Raw genomic sequence first — 16,581 nt, forward strand, 5'->3', positions numbered from 1 at the left:
GTGGATTGACCTGCCCGCCACCCTAGGAAACACGACACAGACTTTTGTTGAACTGAGGACCCCATGACAGCAGTAACGACAATGCCGCCGACCCCGGCCCCCGCGGCCAAGAAGAAGCACCGCCCTCGGGACACCATCGCCGGCTGGCTGTTTACAGCACCCATGCTCGTGATCCTCGGACTGTTCCTGGTGGTGCCTGTCGGCATGGCCCTCTGGGTGAGTTTCTCGGACTGGACCGGCCGTGGCAGCCCTTTCTCCTCAAACGTGGCGTTCGTAGGTATGAATAACTACAAGGATCTCGTGGCTGGCGGAGGGCTGGCCGAACGCGACTTTGGCACGTCCCTGCGCAATAACGCATGGTACGTGGTGCTGGTAGTGCCCATCCAAACAATCGTGGCCATCTTCCTGGCCGTGCTGGTGAACAGGAAGGTACTTAAGGGACGGGGCTTCTTCCGCACCGCGTTCTATTTTCCCTCTGTCACGAGCTCGGTTGCCATCACTGTACTGTGGCTGTTCCTTTTCGGTGCCACGGGTGCCGTCAATAAGGTGCTGGGGTTCCTTGGTATCCACGGACCCAACTGGTTCCAGGACCCGTCTGGTGTCGTGCATAACATACTGGGCGCTTTCGGCATTACCCAGGGCCCTACTTTCCTGACTGACACCAACATGCTTGGCCTGCCCCTATGGGATTGGTTGGCCGGGCCGTCGGTGGCTATGAGCGCGTTCATCATCATGGCCATCTTCACCACCAGCGGCACGTTCATGCTGTTGTTTATCGCCGCGCTGCAAAACCTCAGCGGCGAGGTCCAAGAGGCTGCCGTGATTGACGGGGCCAATGGCTGGCAGAGTTTTTGGTATGTCACACTGCCCCAGCTGCGCCCGACTGTCTTCACCGTGGTGACTCTTGGCGTGATCGGTACCTGGCAGGTCTTCGACCAGATCTACACCGGCACCCAGGGCGGTCCCGGCAAGACCACCCTGACCCCCGCCTACCTCTCCTACACCTCGGCGTTTCAAAGCCAGGAGTGGGGCCGTGGCGCCGCGATCGCATTTGTCCTGTTCGCCATCATCGTCTTTTTCACACTTCTCCAGCGCCTGGTGCTGCGCGAACGTCCCTTGTCACGACGCCACCGCCGCATCTACGGTGGACCCGCCAAAGGAGCCGGCAAATGAGCACCACCCCCACCTCAGATGAACGCCTACACGGAGCGGTGCCGACCAAGACCACCGAGGAGAAACTGCCGCAGCGAAGCCGCGCATTCCTCACCGGTACCTCACTGTTGTACGCTATCCTCGCAGTCATCGCGGTCATCTACATCGGCCCGTTCCTGATCAGCATTGCCACCTCGTTTAAAACCGACGCTAACGCCGCAACCGACCCTTTGTCGTTGATTCCCCAGACATGGTCGACGGCGGCGTACACCAAACTGTTCCTGAACTCGGATTTCCCCACCTGGTTCACCAACTCGGTCATCGTGACGGTGTTCGTGACGGCTGGACGGGTGTTCCTGAACTCGCTGGCCGGATACGCGCTGGCCAGGCTTGATTTCCGTGGACGGAATATCGTATTCGCCGGACTCATAGCCGTCATGGCCGTTCCTGGCGTCGTGCTGCTCATCCCGAAATTCCTGGTCATCAACCAACTGGGCATCTACGACACTTATGCCGGCATGATCATTCCGCTCCTAATGGACGCCGCCGGCGTGTTCATCATGAAGAACTTCTTCGAATCAATCCCCTCCAGCGTGGAGGAACAGGCCCGTATCGATGGCGCCGGGACGTTCCGAACCTTCTGGTCAATCGTGCTCCCCATGGCGCGGCCTGCCCTGATCACCATCGTGATTTTGTCCTTTCAAGGCTCTTGGAACGAACTCTCGCACTTCATTATTTCTACCCAGTCACCGGACCTGACCGTTCTGACCAAGGGGGTTGCCTCGCTGGCCTCCGGCCAACTCAGCCAGGGTACCCAATACCCACTCAAGCTCGCCGCAGCAGCCCTCATGACCATCCCTGTGGCAGTGGTGTTCTTCTTGTTCCAAAAACGCATTATGAACTCCAGTGATGGAGCTATCAAGGAATAGCCCCGCCAGCATCTTGCTGGCCATGTGTCGGGCAAGCACTGCCCCGTCTCACGTTTCTTCCAGTACTAACAGCGGTCCCACGGATTGTCCGGGAGGCCCGCCACCCACCACCTATGAGGAGCACCTCCCCATGTCCAAGCCTTTGCAGCCACTTCTCCATGACGCAACCGTGGTGCTATCCGCACCCACTCAGGTCTGGTCTGCCCCCGATGGGCGCATGACCGGCGGCATCCATGGTCTCTACCACTCAGACACCCGGGTCTTTTCCACCTACCGATTGTCTGTAGGCGAAATCTCACCGGAACCTCTCGCCAAAGATAGCGTCTCGGCCTCTTCCGTGCGCTTTGCTGCCTTGGCCCGGAACATCGACGACGCCAGTGCCGATCCGCGGGTCCGCGTCGAAACCCTGCGCGAGGTTTCCGCGGGGTGGATGACGGAAACCATCACCATCCGATCTACTCTGAAAGAACCGATCACCACCTCTCTTCGACTAGATCTAGCTGCCGACTTCACCGACATGCAGACCGTCAAAGTAGGACTGGCAGGGAGCACTGAATCTGCCGCCATCTCGGCTGCACAGGGCCCCGAGACCCTCGTCTTGATTCAAAATTCGATCGAGGCTGCCTTAACGGCACCCGGCGCCACCATTGGTTGTACCACCGACGGCGGCAGCATTAACCTCATCTGGAACGTCAACATTCCGGCCAAGTCCGAGGTCACGGTGTCTTGGACCGTGGAAGTGACCGACTCAGCCGCCGTCGTCAACGGCGCATCCGATGAACCAGAGTGGCTGGGCCTCTCCGTGACATCGGGAGACAGCCGCGTCAGTCGCTGGGTTGATCGGGCTTTGGAGGATCTGAGAGCCCTGCGCATGACCACCTCGGCGCACCCCGATGAAACTTTCCTGGCTGCCGGCGCTCCCTGGTTCTTCACTCTCTTTGGCCGCGATTCGCTGATTTCAGCACGGATGTTGCTACCCCTGGGCACCGCCCTTGCTGGCTCTACGCTGCGTGTACTGGCCGGGTTCCAAGGCACCAAGACTGACAATGCGACGGCTGAACAGCCTGGCAAGATCATGCACGAGCTGCGCGCCAAGGAGCTACTGATCCCCGGCGAAGGTGTCTCCTTGCCACCGCTGTACTACGGTACCGTCGACGCCACGGCTCTGTGGGTGTGCCTGCTCGTTGATGCTTGGCGCTGGGGAATGTCTGAGGAGGAAGTCAAAGAGCTCCTACCAAACATGATCGCGGCCCTTGAGTGGATGCGTACAGACGGCGATAGCGATGGCGACGGCTTTCTCGAATACGTCGACCTTACCGGGCATGGACTGGCCAACCAGGGCTGGAAGGACTCTGGTGACTCAGTACAGTGGCGCGACGGACGACTTGCTGAAGGCCCCATCGCCCTGTGTGAGGTTCAGGCCTATGCTTTCGAAGCGGCCGCAGGTGCGGCTGAGCTCCTGGACCACTTTGGACTCGAAGGGGCAGAGGAATGGCGCCAGTGGGCTGCGGATCTCGCCATCCGCTTCCGAGCACAGTTCTGGGTTGCAGACGCCGACGGCGCCTACCCCACCATGGCACTTGACGCCAACAAGCTCCGCGTGGACACGGTGACCAGCAACATTGGCCACCTGCTGGGCACCGGTCTGCTCAACGCCGAGGAGGAGGCACTTGTTGCGGCTCGCCTGGTTTCGCCGGAGATGAATTCGGGCTTCGGCTTGCGTACCATGTCCACCGACTCGGCCGGATACTGGCCCTTGAGCTACCACGGCGGCTCCGTCTGGACTCACGACACGGCCATCGCCATCACCGGGCTCTCGCGTGCCGGATTCCATGCGGAGGCGGCGGAATTGAGCCGCGGACTACTCGCAGCCGCGGAAGCCTTCGACTACCGGATGCCCGAGCTACACTCGGGCGATGCCCGCAATGCCGGGAAGGTGCCCGCACCGTACCCGGCCTCCTGCCGCCCTCAGGCGTGGTCGGCGGCGTCGGCCATCGCCGTAGTGGCCTCCGCTCTGAACGTCCAGCCGTCGCGCGCGGATGGCAAGCTGCTGACCTCCGACCGCTGCGAACTGGGTTCGCTGAGCGTAACCGGGTTCCGCGTTAATGGTGCGCTGGTATCACCTATCGAGGTTGAATGACACCTGTCTCCGGCGTCCTTGCGTGGTCACACCATGATCGCCCCGTGAGTCGGACCCAGAATCACCAGCCCGCGCAAGCTATTGCGCGCTATCACCGGCTTAGTCATCGCCTGCAATTCAAGGACCGACAACGGGAATTTTGGCCAGCAACCGCTGGTCGTGCAAGAACTGATCACGCGAGGATCCCTCCTGACTCGTCCTGCACGGTATGGCAAGCAGCGGCGAACCATAACCTCATCCACCTCTGCTCACCACTGCAGCTCAAACGGCACTCAGCGATTCAACACACCCACAGAAGGACCCTAATGACTGAACTTCGTAATGCCTGGACCGGCGCTTCGGCGCTGCTTTTCGACCTAGACGGTGTGCTGACGCCCACCGCAGTTGTCCACGAACAGGCTTGGCAAGAGCTCTTCGAGGACTACCTCATCGAAACCGGCCATTCGCATGGCTACCAGCAAAGTGACTACTTCGATCATATTGACGGCAAGCCCCGATTCGACGGCGTCCGGGATTTCCTGGCATCGCGCGGCATCAAGCTGCCGGAGGGCCCCACTGACGATTCGCCAACGAACGAGACAGTCCAGGGCTTGGGCAACCGCAAGAATGTCATCTTCAACAAGATTGTGGACACCCGTGGTGTGGAACCATACCCGGGCTCGCTCAAGTTCATCAACGCCGCGCTGGAGCAGGGACTGCAGGTAGCGGTCGTATCCTCCTCTCGCAATGCACCCGCAGTACTGATTGCCTCGGGCCTTGCCCACCATTTCGAGGTGGTGGTTGATGGGCAGGTGGCTGCTGCCGCCGGGCTTCCAGGCAAGCCGGACCCTGCAACGTTCGCCTATGCAGCCTCGCTGTTAGGCGTCCCCACCGAAGAATGCATCGTGGTGGAGGACGCTGTGGCAGGCGTCCAGGCTGGGAGCAGAGGCCACTTCCATGCTGTGATCGGCGTGGACCGCGGCGCAGGCCATCAGAGCCTGTTCGACGCGGGCGCCACTCAAGTAGTTGACGACCTCAACGAACTTCTCTGACTCAACTCTTTAAAAGGACTTCAAAAGCCTATGGCACTCATCAGCTCTGACCGGCGGCGCTTCCCTTGCGAGCCTTGGAAACTCGTGGAAGACATCCACCTCCCCGGCGACGAGGGTACCCTCGAGACGCTGTTCGCACTTGGAAACGGCCACCTCGGCATTCGTGGCGCGCACTCTACACGCGGCGACAGCGAACACCCGGGCACCTTCATCAACGGGTTCCACGAGATCTGGGACATCAAGCACGCCGAGAATGCCTTCGGTTTCGCGCGAACGGGGCAGCGGATAGTGTATGTCCCGGACGCCAACAACTTCACGGTCTCCATTGACGGCGAGGCCCTCAGCCTTGCCGAGTCCACTGTGCTGGATTACCAGCGCAGCGTTGACTTCTCCTCAGGGATCTACGAGGAAACCACCACATGGGCGTGCCGGTCGGGGGCCACCGTCACCACGGCGGAACGTCGCGCAGTGGGGTTCGATTCCCGCGGATGCCTGGGCTTGGAACTCACCGTGAGCGCTGATCGCGACGTATCCGCGGACATCACCTCGGGCGTCGTCAACCGCCAGGACCAGGCTGCGGAGGATCACACGGCCCACGACCCACGACGCTCCGGTCGCCACGCGAGCCGTGTCCTCTTGCCGCTGCATCTCCAGGGCACTGATGGTTCGTTGCGCCTGGCATGGGAAACCTCCGAGTCGCGCCAGCGCATCGCCATGGCTGTGGACCATAGGATCTCGGTCGAAGGCCAACCGTTCGAGACTTTGGTGGGAGAGGATGAGTCATCCGTCCGCTACGTCCTTCCCTTGCAAATGGGAAAGGCTCTAGTCCTCGAGAAGGCCGTCAGTTATGTAACCGCTGCTTCTGGGGCGCCGATTGGGAGGGATGTTCTTCCGGCCTTGGCCGTCTTGAATGAAGCCGAAGCCGCTGCCGAGGCACTCGTCAACGAGGCAGCCGCTGCTCTCGTACCGGTTCAGACGGTGTTTGCACAGAGCCAGGCGCATTACGACCAATACTGGATGACAGCCGACATCGTCCTCGTGGGGCAACCCGAAATACAACAGGCCGTGCGTTGGAGTCTCTTCCAACTAGCTCAGGCTACGGCCCGAGTTGACGTGGCGGGTATCCCGGCAAAGGGCGTGAGCGGTTCCGGATATGAGGGCCACTATTTCTGGGACCAGGAAGTCTACCTCTTGCCCTACTTGACCTACACCAACCCCGGTGGAGCCCGGAAAGTGCTGGAATCCCGGCACAGAATGCTGCCGGAGGCCCGCGTCCGCGCCAAAGAGCTCAATGTTGAAGGCGCATTGTTCCCCTGGCGGACCATCAATGGCCTAGAAGCAAGTGCATACTACGCGGCAGGCACAGCCCAGTTTCACATTGTCGCGGCAATCGCCTTCGCTGCCAACAGGTATTCGTGGGCCAGCGCAGACGCAAACTTCCGTAGCGAGATCGGCGCCGAATTGCTGATCGAGACTGCGCGCATGTGGGCCTCTCTGGGCTTCTTTGGCAAAGACGGCCTGTTCCACATCCACGGTGTCACAGGCCCAGATGAGTATACGGCTGTGGTCAATGACAATCTATACACCAACGTCATGGCCCGTTTTAACCTGCGTGCAGCCGCAGCTTTGGAGCACGAATCCATCGCCGAGACTGAGCGCATGATGTGGCGGCAGGCTGCCGAGCGCATGTCCCTGCCCTATGATCCTCACTTGGAGGTGCACAGCCAGGACCAGGACTTCATGACCTTGGAGCCGTGGGACTGGAACACCCCGAAATCGAAGTACCCGCTGCTGTTGAACTTCCACCCCTTGGTGATTTACCGACACCAGGTGCTCAAACAGGCCGATACCGTGTTGGCGATGTTCCTCCAATGGCAGGACTTCACAGCCACAGAAAAGCAGCGTGCCTTCGATTTCTACGACCCCATCACAACCGGCGACTCGACGCTGTCCGCGTGCGTCCAAGGCATTCTGGCAGCCGAGGTCGGGTATGGTGAAGTTGCTCTGAAGCATTTCACAGAGGCCTTGTTCATCGACCTGGACAACTCCCACGGCAACACGATCGATGGGGTGCACATCGCGTCCACAGGCGGGATCTGGAGTTCGCTAGTCTGCGGCTTCGCTGGCATGCGGGACCAAGGTGAGGTTCTACACTTCGATCCGCGCCTACCTGCCAATTGGGAGGGACTGACGTTCCGACTCAAAGTCCAGGGCCGTCTGCTGTCTATAGGACTCTCACAGGGTTCCATAGCACTCTCCCTAGTGCTGGCAGCCGGGCACAGCGAATCTTCGCTGTGTGTCCGCGTCCGTGGTCACAACGTCACCGTCGGCGCACACACTGTCACGGTGCGGCTTGAGACGGTACCGGTGCCTCCGCCATCGATCTTCCCGACCCAACATCCCACCGCAGAAATTCCGTTGATCGGGAGCTGCCAAGGCGCACGTGCATGAGAGACGGCAGTTGGTGTCAGGCCAAGGCCCGGGGCGCTGAAACCCTAGGCCCTACAACCGTTAGCATTCTTCAATGCGTGCGGCGCGTGGCGTCCACGCCAGCTTGGTAATCGGCGGCACCACTTTCGTTTGCTCAATGGCGCCGATCACACCCTGGTTTGAGCACTCAAGCTGAAGCCGAGTTCAGATTTCATGCCGTAACTTCTGCTATCTACTTCCTGAATCACCGACCGGATTGGCGGCGGAGAATGTCTCACTTCCAAGTGACTGGGGCACTGCGCCCGAATGGTGATTTGAGACGTGCGCCACGAGGCGCTTGTTGTTCGAATGGAGGTGTGAGACATCTTCGTCTGCTGGCACTCGTAGGTGCTCGAAGAAGCTGACGGTAGCTGAGCCCATGGATTGATGGGCGAGGTGGGAGCAGCCGTGACAAAGTCGGAACGGTCCGGGATTCCTTGATGGACTGGGTCTGGTGAGCGCGGCGGGAAGGTATATGTAAGGAACCGGTGTTGTTAAACCTCTTTAATCAGTGCCTGCTCAAACTGCCATAATCAGTCAACACAAGCAGCCGAATCCACCCCATAGTTCCTAGGGTTACTTGACTGAGAAAGGGTGAATGCGGGCCGTTTCCGCCATGGACCAAGCAATAGCCCGCCGGTTTTCACCAAGTCCGTTGCTTTTTAGGTGTCTTCGCCACCTAAAAAGCAACAGACTCAACGATGCCGTTATTTCCCCCCTGGCCTGGTCTAATCGATGCATCAGGAGGATTGGCCGCTAGGAGCCAGTGCACATTTAGACGGCCACATTCGCCGGGACTGCCCCGGGTTTCATTGACTCTCGGGGTTTAGTGTTTCTAGGCGGTTTTGAAGCCGGTATTCATTGTCTCAAACTCGATCGGGGTTAGCCGGCCAAGTCGTCGGTGTCGGCGTTTTCGGTGGTAGGTTTTCTCGATCCAGGTCACGATCGCCAGCCGCAGCTCCTGCCGTGTAGCCCAGCGCTGCCGATCCAGGACGTTCTTCTGCAGCAGCGCGAAGAACGACTCCATCGCGGCATTGTCAGCGCACGCACCCACCCGGCCCATCGACCCGGTCAGCCCGTTGCTCTTCAGAGTCCGAACGAAGGCGTTGGAACGGAATTGAGAGCCACGGTCCGAATGCACCACCGTTCCCTTTGGGGATCTGAGGGATACAGCGTTGCGGAGCGCGGCCACGGCCAGGGACGCCTTCATCCGTGAATCAATCGAGCAGCCGACGATCCGGATCGAATGAACGTCCTTGATCGCGCACAGATACAGCTTGCCCTCGTCGGTGCGGTGCTCGGTGATATCCGTCAGCCAGAGCCGGTTAGGTGCTGTCGCGGTGAAGTCCCGCTTGACCAGATCGTCATGGACGGGCGGACCTGCTTTGCGCGTCAAGCCGCGTTTCTTCGCGAACACGGACCAGATCCGCTGGCTGCTACACAGGCGCTGGACCCGATTCTCACCCGCGGCCAGGCCCTGGTCCTTCAACTCGTCGGCAATAAACCTGTAGCCAAATGCCGGGTCGTCGCGATGGACATCTAGCGCGGCGTTGATCAGGTGCGCATCAGCCCAATCCCGGTCCGTCAACGGAGCCGCCTTCCATGCGTAGAACGCCTGTTTGGAGAAGCCGAGTACCCGGCAGGCCACCGCGACGGGGACTCCGTCCTCGGCGAGGTCAAGGACCAGCGGGAACTTCATTTTGGGGGCAGCTCCCGGGCGAAGAAGGCTGCGGCCCGGCGCAGAATCTCATTTTCTTGCTCCAGTAGCCGGATGCGTTTCTTGGCATCTCGCAGCTCGGCCGCCTCGGCAGCGCTCACGCCCGGGCGGGTGCCGTCCTCGATATCGGCTTTCTTGAGCCAGTTATGCAACGTCGCTTCAGAGATTCCGAATTCCCTGGCGATCTGGGCGATCGGCGCTTCATGCTTGCGGGCCACGGCAACAACATCGCGGCGGAACTCGGCGGGGAAAGGCTTAGGCATATCAATATCCTTGCTGCAAGGAACATATCCTCACAAGTCAGGAGTCAAGCAAAGCCGGGGCAGTCCCAACCTATACCGCGACCTGGAGCATCCTCCCAGTCAAAGATCCTTCCGAGAGCACACCGCCGAGAGGCACTCAAACAGCACCACCTCATGGAGAACTGCCCATTACCGGTAGCGATGTAGGTTTGGTCCTGTTCGTAGCAGTGCTCGCTTTACTCGGGGGCGCCGCAATCACGATTCTCCGCACACGACGACGTAACACCTAACCTCAACGGGCACATCGCAGTTCAGCCTGACCCCTGAAAAAGCCAGGCTTGGACGAACATTGAAATCGTGGTGCCAAGAAAATCTCGCTTACTTTATAACCCAAGACGCCTCGAACGGTCCCACCGAAGACAGTAGCGGATTCATTGAGACGACGTTGCGGATAGCGCGCGGGTTCAGGAACTTTGCGAACTATCGATTGCGCGATCTGCTCAGCGCCGGCGGACAACGTCCGTATCGGAACCAACCGGTCAACCATGCCTAATCACGAATAGCCGGATAAAGGCATATAAATTCAGGTATTTTCATCCACTGCCTCTGACGGTCGGCCAGAATCATGGTGGCCATTGCTCGGTTCGGTGTTAGGTAGACGGCGTTTGAGCAGGGCGGCTGCGAAGTCGTTTAGTTGATAGTGATGCCGGCTAGTTTGAGTGCCCGGTCTGGGTCGTTGCGGGCTGCGCGAGTGGCTTTAGCGAGGTTGGCTTCTCCTTGGAGTCGCAGAATCGTGATGGCGATGTTACGTAGGGAAGCCATGACGCGGGGGCTTCACCTTTGCCAAAAGGCTGGCGTCTACAAAGGCAGAGGAAAAATGCTCAATGCCGAGCAGGCGGCCGCACTCATTCGGCGCGCTGCCGCTGGCGAAGCGAAAGCCGCCCTCGCCCGAGAATTCGGAGTCAGTCGCCAAACCATCTACCAATACATACGCCCAAACCCCTAGATTGCCCCTGACGACACCTTTAGGAGTACCGGGCCAGTATGGGGAGATCAGTTAATTGATTCGTGATGGAATCTTAGCTCGTGGAAACATTCGCCGCTGGCGCGATGCTTCGTTGCCCCGTCCGGGCTGCGCCAATGCCCGCGGCGACGACGAGTAGTATTCCCACAATCGCACCAACGCTGGGTATCTGTCCTAGAAACGTCAGCCCAACGGCCACAGCAATAGCCGGTTCCAGGCTCATAAGTGTTCCAAACGCAGCGACGCTTAACCGTCGAAGGGCAAAAAGTTCAAGACTAAAAGGGATCACTGGCATTAAGAGAGCCAGACCCAACCCGATAACAACAAGCTGCCAGGTGATGTGACCGAGAACCGACGGCCCGACAACAACAGTGGCAACGATACCCGCAACCGGGATCGAAATAGCCAATGCCTGTAATCCTGCAGCCTGGTCCCCGGCCCGTTGCGTCAGCAAAATATACGCCGCCCAGCAAACTGCGGCGCCGATAGCCAGAAGCACCCCCCACGGATCAGACATCCCGTGCCACGGTTCCGTCAGGGCCAGCACTCCTCCCATGGCAGCGAGGGCCCACATTCTTTGGACGCCTCTCCCCTGAGCTATCGAAACACCCAATGGCCCCAGAAACTCCAAGGCGCTGGCCGTTCCCAACGGTATTCGCACCACGGCTCCCATAAACATCATCGTCATGCCCGCAGTCACAACACCAAGAAGGACGCACGTCCATATTGTTGAACGCCGAAGCGGCATACGCCAAGGACGAACAACCGCAAGAAGGATGACGCCGGCCCAAACAAGACGGAGCCATGCAACGCCCTGCGGACTCAATTGCTCCGACAGCCCAACAGAGGCAGCAAGTCCGAGTTGCACACAGACCATTGATCCAAGAGCCATAAACGTTCCGGCACGGGGACTTCTTGACCCCAGAGGTGTCTTCATACCCCCAGTAGACACAGAAAAGTTCATCGGCGTCCACGCGATAATTCCTAACAATTCGTTCAACATTCATGGACAATGGAAGTCGTGGAAACTCGAAGGCTACAAATCTTGCTGGAGCTCTCCAGGCTTGGATCGATGCGCGCGGTTGCCAACCTATTAGAAACGACGACCTCCACGGTCTCTCAGCAATTAGCAATACTGGCGAGGGAGAACGGTGCCGTGCTCCTAGAAGCAGACGGACGCGGCGTTCGATTAACACCGGACGGACGACGGTTGGCCGCTCACGCCAGCATTATCCTGGCAGCCGTCGCGGCCGCCCAAGCCGATCTAAACCCCGACGCGGCCCCAGCAGGGATCTTACGGGTGGCCGGTTTCAGCACAGCCATTCGAAGAACACTAATACCAATAATTACCGATCTCTCAGCTACCCATCCACAACTGGAAATCGTCGTGTCTGAACACGAACCAGTCGAGGCCCTGGCCCTACTAGACAAGGGCGAGATCGATCTAGCCATCACCTATGACTACAGCCTTGCGCCCTCAGAATTCGCACCCGAGCTCACGACTTCCCTCATCTGGTCCACGCCGTGGAGCCTAGGCGTTCAATCAAGCAGTGTACACATTCTCGACAAGCAAACCCTGAGCGGCAATTCCTCGCGGACCTTCGCAGCTTTTCGCCACCATAACTGGATCGGCAACTCCAGAAACACCGCCGATGAAGACGTCCTGCGGACCATCGCGTCCTTAGCCGATTTTCAACCAACCATCAAACATCGATCCGACAGCCTCGACCTCGTCGAAGACCTCGTCCTTGCTGGCATGGGAGTAGGTTTACTCCCAACTGACCGCCCTGCCCGAGACGGAATCACCCTCCTTCCACTCGCTAATCCCGACGTACTCCTGCAAGCACACGCAGTCACCAGAAATACTCGCCATCTATGGGCCCCGCTAGCATTGCTCCTGCAACGCCTAAATGTCGAGCGCTATTCTCACCAGGCTCACCCATACGAGCTGCGATCACGGTCTCTAGGAGCCTTACCGCGTCTGGGGAAAGAAGCTGATGCTCGCCACTAGTTGATTCTCTCGACATCGGCCTGTCTTCCACGCTCAAGAAACTCAAAAAATCGGACGGCCCTCAACCCCGGAGCGAAGGACGCGCTGGCCTACTTCGACCAGCGAGGAACATCGAACTGCACAACGGAGACCATCAATGGCAAGCTTGAACATCTCCTTGGCTTCTCCATAGGATCCAGCAATCTCACAAGCTACGTCGTTAGATTATTGTTGGATTCCGGCAGATTTGAAACGCAACCAAACTCTCAATTCCGAAAGCCATTCTCTAAAGTTCGGAAGGCTTTAGCGAAGGGGCGGTTTCCCTGGTTTGCAGGGGAAGGCGATCCCTCCAAACCAGCTAGATTTGCGCGTCTACCTGCACGCCCTGCCCTCGCTGGACCACGCAAGTCGGCTCGGCCGCACCATCTATCAGCACGCATTTCGTTGATGGTCCGGCAGATTGGCGACTGCGAGGTCCGAGTGCGCTCGCAAATGAATCAACGCCTGCTACAAGATCTCGAGAAATTCTTGGGCGTATTCACTTGCTTCCTCACCAACAGACATACATACCGATCACGAGGCGGTTTCATCCGTCAAAGTCCGCTGCATATATTAACGAGAAGAAATCGTGAAATGGCGTCGAGTAGCTTCCCAAAAGGCCCCTATTCGTCGTCTACCTCGTCGGAAATGGAGAGTGAACCGTCTGCAAGTGTTGATGATGACTGTCGTGAGATAGAGCGCTCGGGAACACTGACAGCTGCGGCCTTGACGTTGCTCGTACCGGAGTTGTAACGCCGGCGAGCGTCACCGCGACAAGGCTGCCACGTATATTGACCATGAGGGGTTCGCTGCTGGCCCCTGTTACAGGAACAAGGGAGAGTTTAATGGCTTCGGGAGTGAGTTCCACTGCCAGGATCCTACCCCGGAAAGCGAGCCGGAAAGCCAAGCTGTCCCAGTCGTCCGGCAGCCTCGGGTCGAAATGCAGCACATCGGCCTGGTCCCGCATTCCTGCGAAGCCACAGACGAGAGAGCTCCACACCCCGCCGGTGGAGGCAATGTGGACACCGTCGGCGGTGTTTCCGTGCGAATCATCGAGGTCGATGAATAGGGCATCGGTGAAGTGCCGCAGCGCTATGTCTCCGTAACCGATTTCGGCAGCCATGATGCCTTGTACGCATGCGGACAAGGTGGAGTCTCCAGTGGTGATTGGGTCGTAGAAGTCGAAAGCCCGTTGTTTCTCCTCGGCTGTGAAATTCTGCCACTGAAGGAACATTGCAAGCACGGTGTCGGCCTGCTTCAGGATCTGGTGCCGGTAGATCACCAGTGGGTGAAAATGCAGTAGCAGCGGATACTTAGCTCGAGGCGTCGACCAGTCCCACGGTTCTAGGGTCATGAAGTCCTGGTCCTGGCTGTGGACCTGCAGGTGTGTGTCAAAGGGCAGGGCCATCCGGTCTGCGGCTTGGTGCCACAGTTGGCGATCCTGGGCGCTGACACCGGGGTACTCCACAGCTGCCGCAGCGCGTAAATTGAATCGGGCCATGACATTGGTGTACAGATTGTCATTGACCACCGCCGTGTATTCGTCCGGGCCGGTGACGCCGTGAATGTGAAATTGGCCGTCTTTGCCAAAGAAGCCCAGTGACATCCACATCCGGGCAGTCTCGACCAGTATTTCTGCCCCCATTTCCTGCCCGAAGCTGGCGTCACCGCTGGCCCATTGATAGCGGTGGGTGGCGAAGGCAATGGCGGCAGCTATGTGGAATTGTGCCGTCCCTGCAGCATAGTAGGCGCTGGCCTCAAGGCCGTTGATGGTTCGCCAGGGAAACAAGGCCCCATCTACGCTGAGCTCTTTTGCCCGGACCCGGGCATCGGGCAGCATGGCGTGCCGAGATTGGAGAACCTGCCGGGCTCCTGTCGGATTGGTGTATGTCAGGTAGGGCAGCAGATAGATTTCCTGGTCCCAGAAGTAGTGCCCCTCATAACCGGATCCGCTCACACCTTTGGCTGGGATTCCGGACACACCCGCTCGCGCGGTGGCCTGGGCGAGCTGGAAGAGATTCCAGCGCACTGCCTGCTGTATCTCCGGCTGTGCGTCAACTTCAATGTCAGCTCTTCGCCAGTATTGCTCGTAGTGGGCGGCGCTATCTGCCAGGACTGTGGCTACCGGAATCAGGGCGGCCTCGGCGGTCGCGGCCAGATCCTTCGCTGCACTGACGCCATCGTCTTCAGGCTCGGTTCCATGGGTAGTGATGTTGCCGACGGGATCGCCACCTTGGGAGGAGACGGCATAGCTGACGCTCTTTTCCATTCGGAAGGTTTCGTCGGCGTCGATGGCCAAGACAAAGCGCACACTGGACTCGTCCTGTGCAACTATCGTCTCGAATGGCTGCATGCCTGTGGAAGTCCGGTGGTCCACCGCAAGTGCTACGAGCTGTCTTGACGCGGCGGTCTTCCAAACCAGGTTCAATGCCCCATCTGCACCGTCCGCGTACAGCTGTTTCAGAACTCGCCCCGTATGGCGACCAGAGCGTCGCGGGTCATGATCTAGGGAGTCGCTGGTCAGCTGGTCCTGCCGGTTAATAACGGTGGAGGTGATGTCGACGGCCACGCGCTGGTCGGACGTCACCAGCAGTTCGATCCCTATGGCTCCGCGAGCCTTGAAGCCAACGGCTCGCCGCTCCACAGTCGTCACAGTTGCGCCGGAGTGACAGGCCCATTTGATCACGCATTCGTAGATACCAGTTGCGAAGTTAATGCTGCGCTGGAACTCCAGCACCATCGATTCCGTTAGAGAAAGTTGCTCGCCATCGATAGTGAGCGTGAAGTTGTTGGCGTCTGGAACATAGACGATGCCCTGTCCTGTGCGGGCAAAGCCGAAGGCATTTTCGGCGTGTTTTATGTCCCAGACTTCATGGAAACCGTTGATAAACGTACCCGGAAGGTGGGCATCGGAAGGCGCCCAGTGAGCGCCACGTATGCCGAGATGGCCATTGCCCAGTGCAAAGAGGGTTTCCAGCGTTCCTTCCACACCGGGAGCGTGGATGATCTCAACAAGCTTCCAGGGATCGCAAGGAAAACGCAGCCGGTCGGAGTTGATAAGTGCCATTGATTGTTTGGTTCCTTAGGGATGTTTGGTCAAAGAAGTTCGGAGAGATCGTTGACGACTGTTGTTGCTCCGGCCTCGAGCAGGGTCTGCCGGCCAGCGCCGCGGTCCACCCCGATCACCGCACGAAAATTGCCGACCCTGCCCGCTTGCACTCCTGAGACCGCGTCCTCGATGATGATGCAATCTTTTGACGGAACACCCAGTAGCCTGGCCGCGTAGTCAAAGGTGGCCGGATCAGGCTTGCCGGGGATCCCGTTGATGGCGGCCAACGCACCGTCCACCACCACGGGGAAATAGCTATCCAGACCGGCCGCTTTGAGTACCGCAGGAGCGTTGCGGGACGATGAAACTACGGCGAGCTTGAGGCCCTGGGCGATGGCGGCATGAATGAAATGCACGGACCCGGCGTAAGGCACTACACCGTGAGTCTCAATGGTCGCGTTGAAGATCAAGTTTTTTCGGTTGCCTAGGCCCCGGACGGTGGAATAGCTCGGGTCATCGTCTTCTTGCCCTTCTGGCAGGTTGATGTCACGTGAAGTTAGGAAGTCTCGCACACCATCGAAACGTGGCTTGCCATCGATATGGTCAAAGTAGTCCCGCTTTCGGTATTCTTCGCCCTTGCCGGAGCTGACGAGGAAACCGGCGAATAGTGTCTGCCAGGCCCGCTCATGGAGGGCTGCGGTGGGGGTAAGGACGCCGTCAAGGTCGAAAAGCAGGGCGGAGGCGTTTCTCCAAGAAGCCGTGTCAATGGTTCGGTTGTCAGTCATGGGGTCCTTTTGGG

14 protein-coding genes and 1 pseudogene are annotated in these 16,581 nt (G+C 59.0%); 10 read left to right on the forward strand and 5 right to left on the reverse strand.

Annotated features, from left to right (window positions below):
• Nucleotides 1-81: 81 nt before the first annotated feature.
• The 5 genes from CXQ94_RS16995 to CXQ94_RS17015 all read left to right on the forward strand — a co-directional run bounded on the left by CXQ94_RS16995 (nucleotide 82) and on the right by CXQ94_RS17015 (nucleotide 7,703).
• On the forward strand, nucleotides 82-1,173 hold the full coding sequence (locus CXQ94_RS16995) for a carbohydrate ABC transporter permease (protein ID WP_181034279.1): 1,092 nt from the start codon (nucleotides 82-84) through the stop codon (nucleotides 1,171-1,173).
• Nucleotides 1,170-2,081 (forward strand): carbohydrate ABC transporter permease, encoded by a 912-nt coding sequence (locus CXQ94_RS17000; RefSeq protein WP_104091777.1) that lies wholly within the window; start codon nucleotides 1,170-1,172, stop codon nucleotides 2,079-2,081. Before CXQ94_RS16995 ends, CXQ94_RS17000 begins: the two co-directional genes overlap by 4 nt.
• 130 nt (nucleotides 2,082-2,211) lie before the next feature.
• On the forward strand, nucleotides 2,212-4,221 hold the full coding sequence (locus tag CXQ94_RS17005) for a glycogen debranching N-terminal domain-containing protein (RefSeq protein ID WP_104091778.1): 2,010 nt from the start codon (nucleotides 2,212-2,214) through the stop codon (nucleotides 4,219-4,221).
• Between the two features lie 305 nt (nucleotides 4,222-4,526).
• Nucleotides 4,527-5,252 carry an HAD family phosphatase gene (locus CXQ94_RS17010; protein ID WP_104091779.1) on the forward strand — a complete coding sequence of 242 codons (726 nt, stop codon included), beginning with the start codon at nucleotides 4,527-4,529 and terminating at the stop codon, nucleotides 5,250-5,252.
• A 30-nt stretch (nucleotides 5,253-5,282) separates the two neighbouring features.
• Nucleotides 5,283-7,703, forward strand: a complete 2,421-nt coding sequence (locus tag CXQ94_RS17015; RefSeq protein ID WP_104091780.1) for a glycoside hydrolase family 65 protein — start codon at nucleotides 5,283-5,285, stop codon at nucleotides 7,701-7,703.
• A gap of 853 nt (nucleotides 7,704-8,556) precedes the next feature.
• Here CXQ94_RS17015 and CXQ94_RS17020 read toward each other — a convergent pair.
• Nucleotides 8,557-9,701, reverse strand: a protein-coding gene (locus CXQ94_RS17020) for an IS3 family transposase (protein ID WP_104091781.1) whose coding sequence is annotated in 2 segments (ribosomal slippage) — nucleotides 8,557-9,434 and nucleotides 9,434-9,701 — 1,146 coding nt in all. Because the reading frame shifts where the segments join, the coding sequence is not laid out codon by codon here.
• Between the two features lie 167 nt (nucleotides 9,702-9,868).
• Between CXQ94_RS17020 and CXQ94_RS23345 the strand changes: the two genes are divergently transcribed.
• Both CXQ94_RS23345 and CXQ94_RS17025 read left to right on the forward strand, forming a co-directional pair.
• Nucleotides 9,869-9,970 carry an LPXTG cell wall anchor domain-containing protein gene (locus CXQ94_RS23345; protein ID WP_368665583.1) on the forward strand — a complete coding sequence of 34 codons (102 nt, stop codon included), beginning with the start codon at nucleotides 9,869-9,871 and terminating at the stop codon, nucleotides 9,968-9,970.
• A 26-nt stretch (nucleotides 9,971-9,996) separates the two neighbouring features.
• A complete protein-coding gene (locus tag CXQ94_RS17025) occupies nucleotides 9,997-10,233 on the forward strand; it encodes a transposase (RefSeq protein WP_104091782.1) in 237 nt (78 codons plus the stop codon).
• Nucleotides 10,234-10,370: 137 nt separating this feature from the next.
• On the opposite strand, the gene CXQ94_RS23130 is transcribed toward CXQ94_RS17025, so the two are convergent.
• Entirely contained in the window at nucleotides 10,371-10,502 is a 132-nt protein-coding gene (locus tag CXQ94_RS23130; RefSeq protein WP_258067159.1) for a hypothetical protein, read from the reverse strand.
• Nucleotides 10,503-10,557: 55 nt separating this feature from the next.
• On the opposite strand from CXQ94_RS23130, the gene CXQ94_RS23135 reads away from it, so the two are divergent.
• Complete coding sequence (locus tag CXQ94_RS23135) at nucleotides 10,558-10,686, forward strand: helix-turn-helix domain-containing protein (protein ID WP_258067160.1); 129 nt, start codon at nucleotides 10,558-10,560, stop codon at nucleotides 10,684-10,686.
• A gap of 73 nt (nucleotides 10,687-10,759) precedes the next feature.
• On the opposite strand, the gene CXQ94_RS17035 is transcribed toward CXQ94_RS23135, so the two are convergent.
• Nucleotides 10,760-11,392 (reverse strand): DMT family transporter, encoded by a 633-nt coding sequence (locus tag CXQ94_RS17035; RefSeq protein ID WP_258067161.1) that lies wholly within the window; start codon nucleotides 11,390-11,392, stop codon nucleotides 10,760-10,762.
• A 324-nt stretch (nucleotides 11,393-11,716) separates the two neighbouring features.
• Between CXQ94_RS17035 and CXQ94_RS17040 the strand changes: the two genes are divergently transcribed.
• A complete protein-coding gene (locus CXQ94_RS17040; RefSeq protein WP_219817080.1) occupies nucleotides 11,717-12,715 on the forward strand; it encodes a LysR family transcriptional regulator in 999 nt (332 codons plus the stop codon).
• 72 nt (nucleotides 12,716-12,787) lie between these two features.
• Nucleotides 12,788-12,943 (forward strand): annotated as a pseudogene (locus CXQ94_RS23140) (ISL3 family transposase); the annotation flags it as partial.
• Nucleotides 12,944-13,367: 424 nt separating this feature from the next.
• On the opposite strand, the gene CXQ94_RS17045 reads toward CXQ94_RS23140, so the two are convergent.
• Together CXQ94_RS17045 and CXQ94_RS17050 are read right to left on the reverse strand one after the other, a co-directional pair.
• Complete coding sequence (locus CXQ94_RS17045) at nucleotides 13,368-15,800, reverse strand: glycoside hydrolase family 65 protein (protein WP_104091785.1); 2,433 nt, start codon at nucleotides 15,798-15,800, stop codon at nucleotides 13,368-13,370.
• Between the two features lie 29 nt (nucleotides 15,801-15,829).
• Entirely contained in the window at nucleotides 15,830-16,567 is a 738-nt protein-coding gene (locus tag CXQ94_RS17050) for an HAD family phosphatase (protein ID WP_104091786.1), read from the reverse strand.
• Nucleotides 16,568-16,581 lie beyond the last annotated feature (14 nt).

The sequence above is a fragment of the Arthrobacter sp. GMC3 genome (assembly GCF_002929305.1).
GTDB lineage: Bacteria > Actinomycetota > Actinomycetes > Actinomycetales > Micrococcaceae > Specibacter.

What these genes read in the sequence shown, in the direction of transcription:
- CXQ94_RS16995 (WP_181034279.1), top strand. Translation starts at nt 82, where the DNA reads ATGCCGCCGACCCCGGCCCCCGCGGCCAAGAAGAAGCACCGCCCTCGG.
- CXQ94_RS17000 (WP_104091777.1), top strand. Translation starts at nt 1,170, where the DNA reads ATGAGCACCACCCCCACCTCAGATGAACGCCTACACGGAGCGGTGCCG.
- CXQ94_RS17005 (WP_104091778.1), top strand. Translation starts at nt 2,212, where the DNA reads ATGTCCAAGCCTTTGCAGCCACTTCTCCATGACGCAACCGTGGTGCTA.
- CXQ94_RS17010 (WP_104091779.1), top strand. Translation starts at nt 4,527, where the DNA reads ATGACTGAACTTCGTAATGCCTGGACCGGCGCTTCGGCGCTGCTTTTC.
- CXQ94_RS17015 (WP_104091780.1), top strand. Translation starts at nt 5,283, where the DNA reads ATGGCACTCATCAGCTCTGACCGGCGGCGCTTCCCTTGCGAGCCTTGG.
- CXQ94_RS23130 (WP_258067159.1), bottom strand. Translation starts at nt 10,502, where the DNA reads ATGGCTTCCCTACGTAACATCGCCATCACGATTCTGCGACTCCAAGGA.
- CXQ94_RS23135 (WP_258067160.1), top strand. Translation starts at nt 10,558, where the DNA reads ATGCTCAATGCCGAGCAGGCGGCCGCACTCATTCGGCGCGCTGCCGCT.
- CXQ94_RS17035 (WP_258067161.1), bottom strand. Translation starts at nt 11,392, where the DNA reads ATGACGATGATGTTTATGGGAGCCGTGGTGCGAATACCGTTGGGAACG.
- CXQ94_RS17040 (WP_219817080.1), top strand. Translation starts at nt 11,717, where the DNA reads ATGGAAGTCGTGGAAACTCGAAGGCTACAAATCTTGCTGGAGCTCTCC.
- CXQ94_RS17045 (WP_104091785.1), bottom strand. Translation starts at nt 15,800, where the DNA reads ATGGCACTTATCAACTCCGACCGGCTGCGTTTTCCTTGCGATCCCTGG.
- CXQ94_RS17050 (WP_104091786.1), bottom strand. Translation starts at nt 16,567, where the DNA reads ATGACTGACAACCGAACCATTGACACGGCTTCTTGGAGAAACGCCTCC.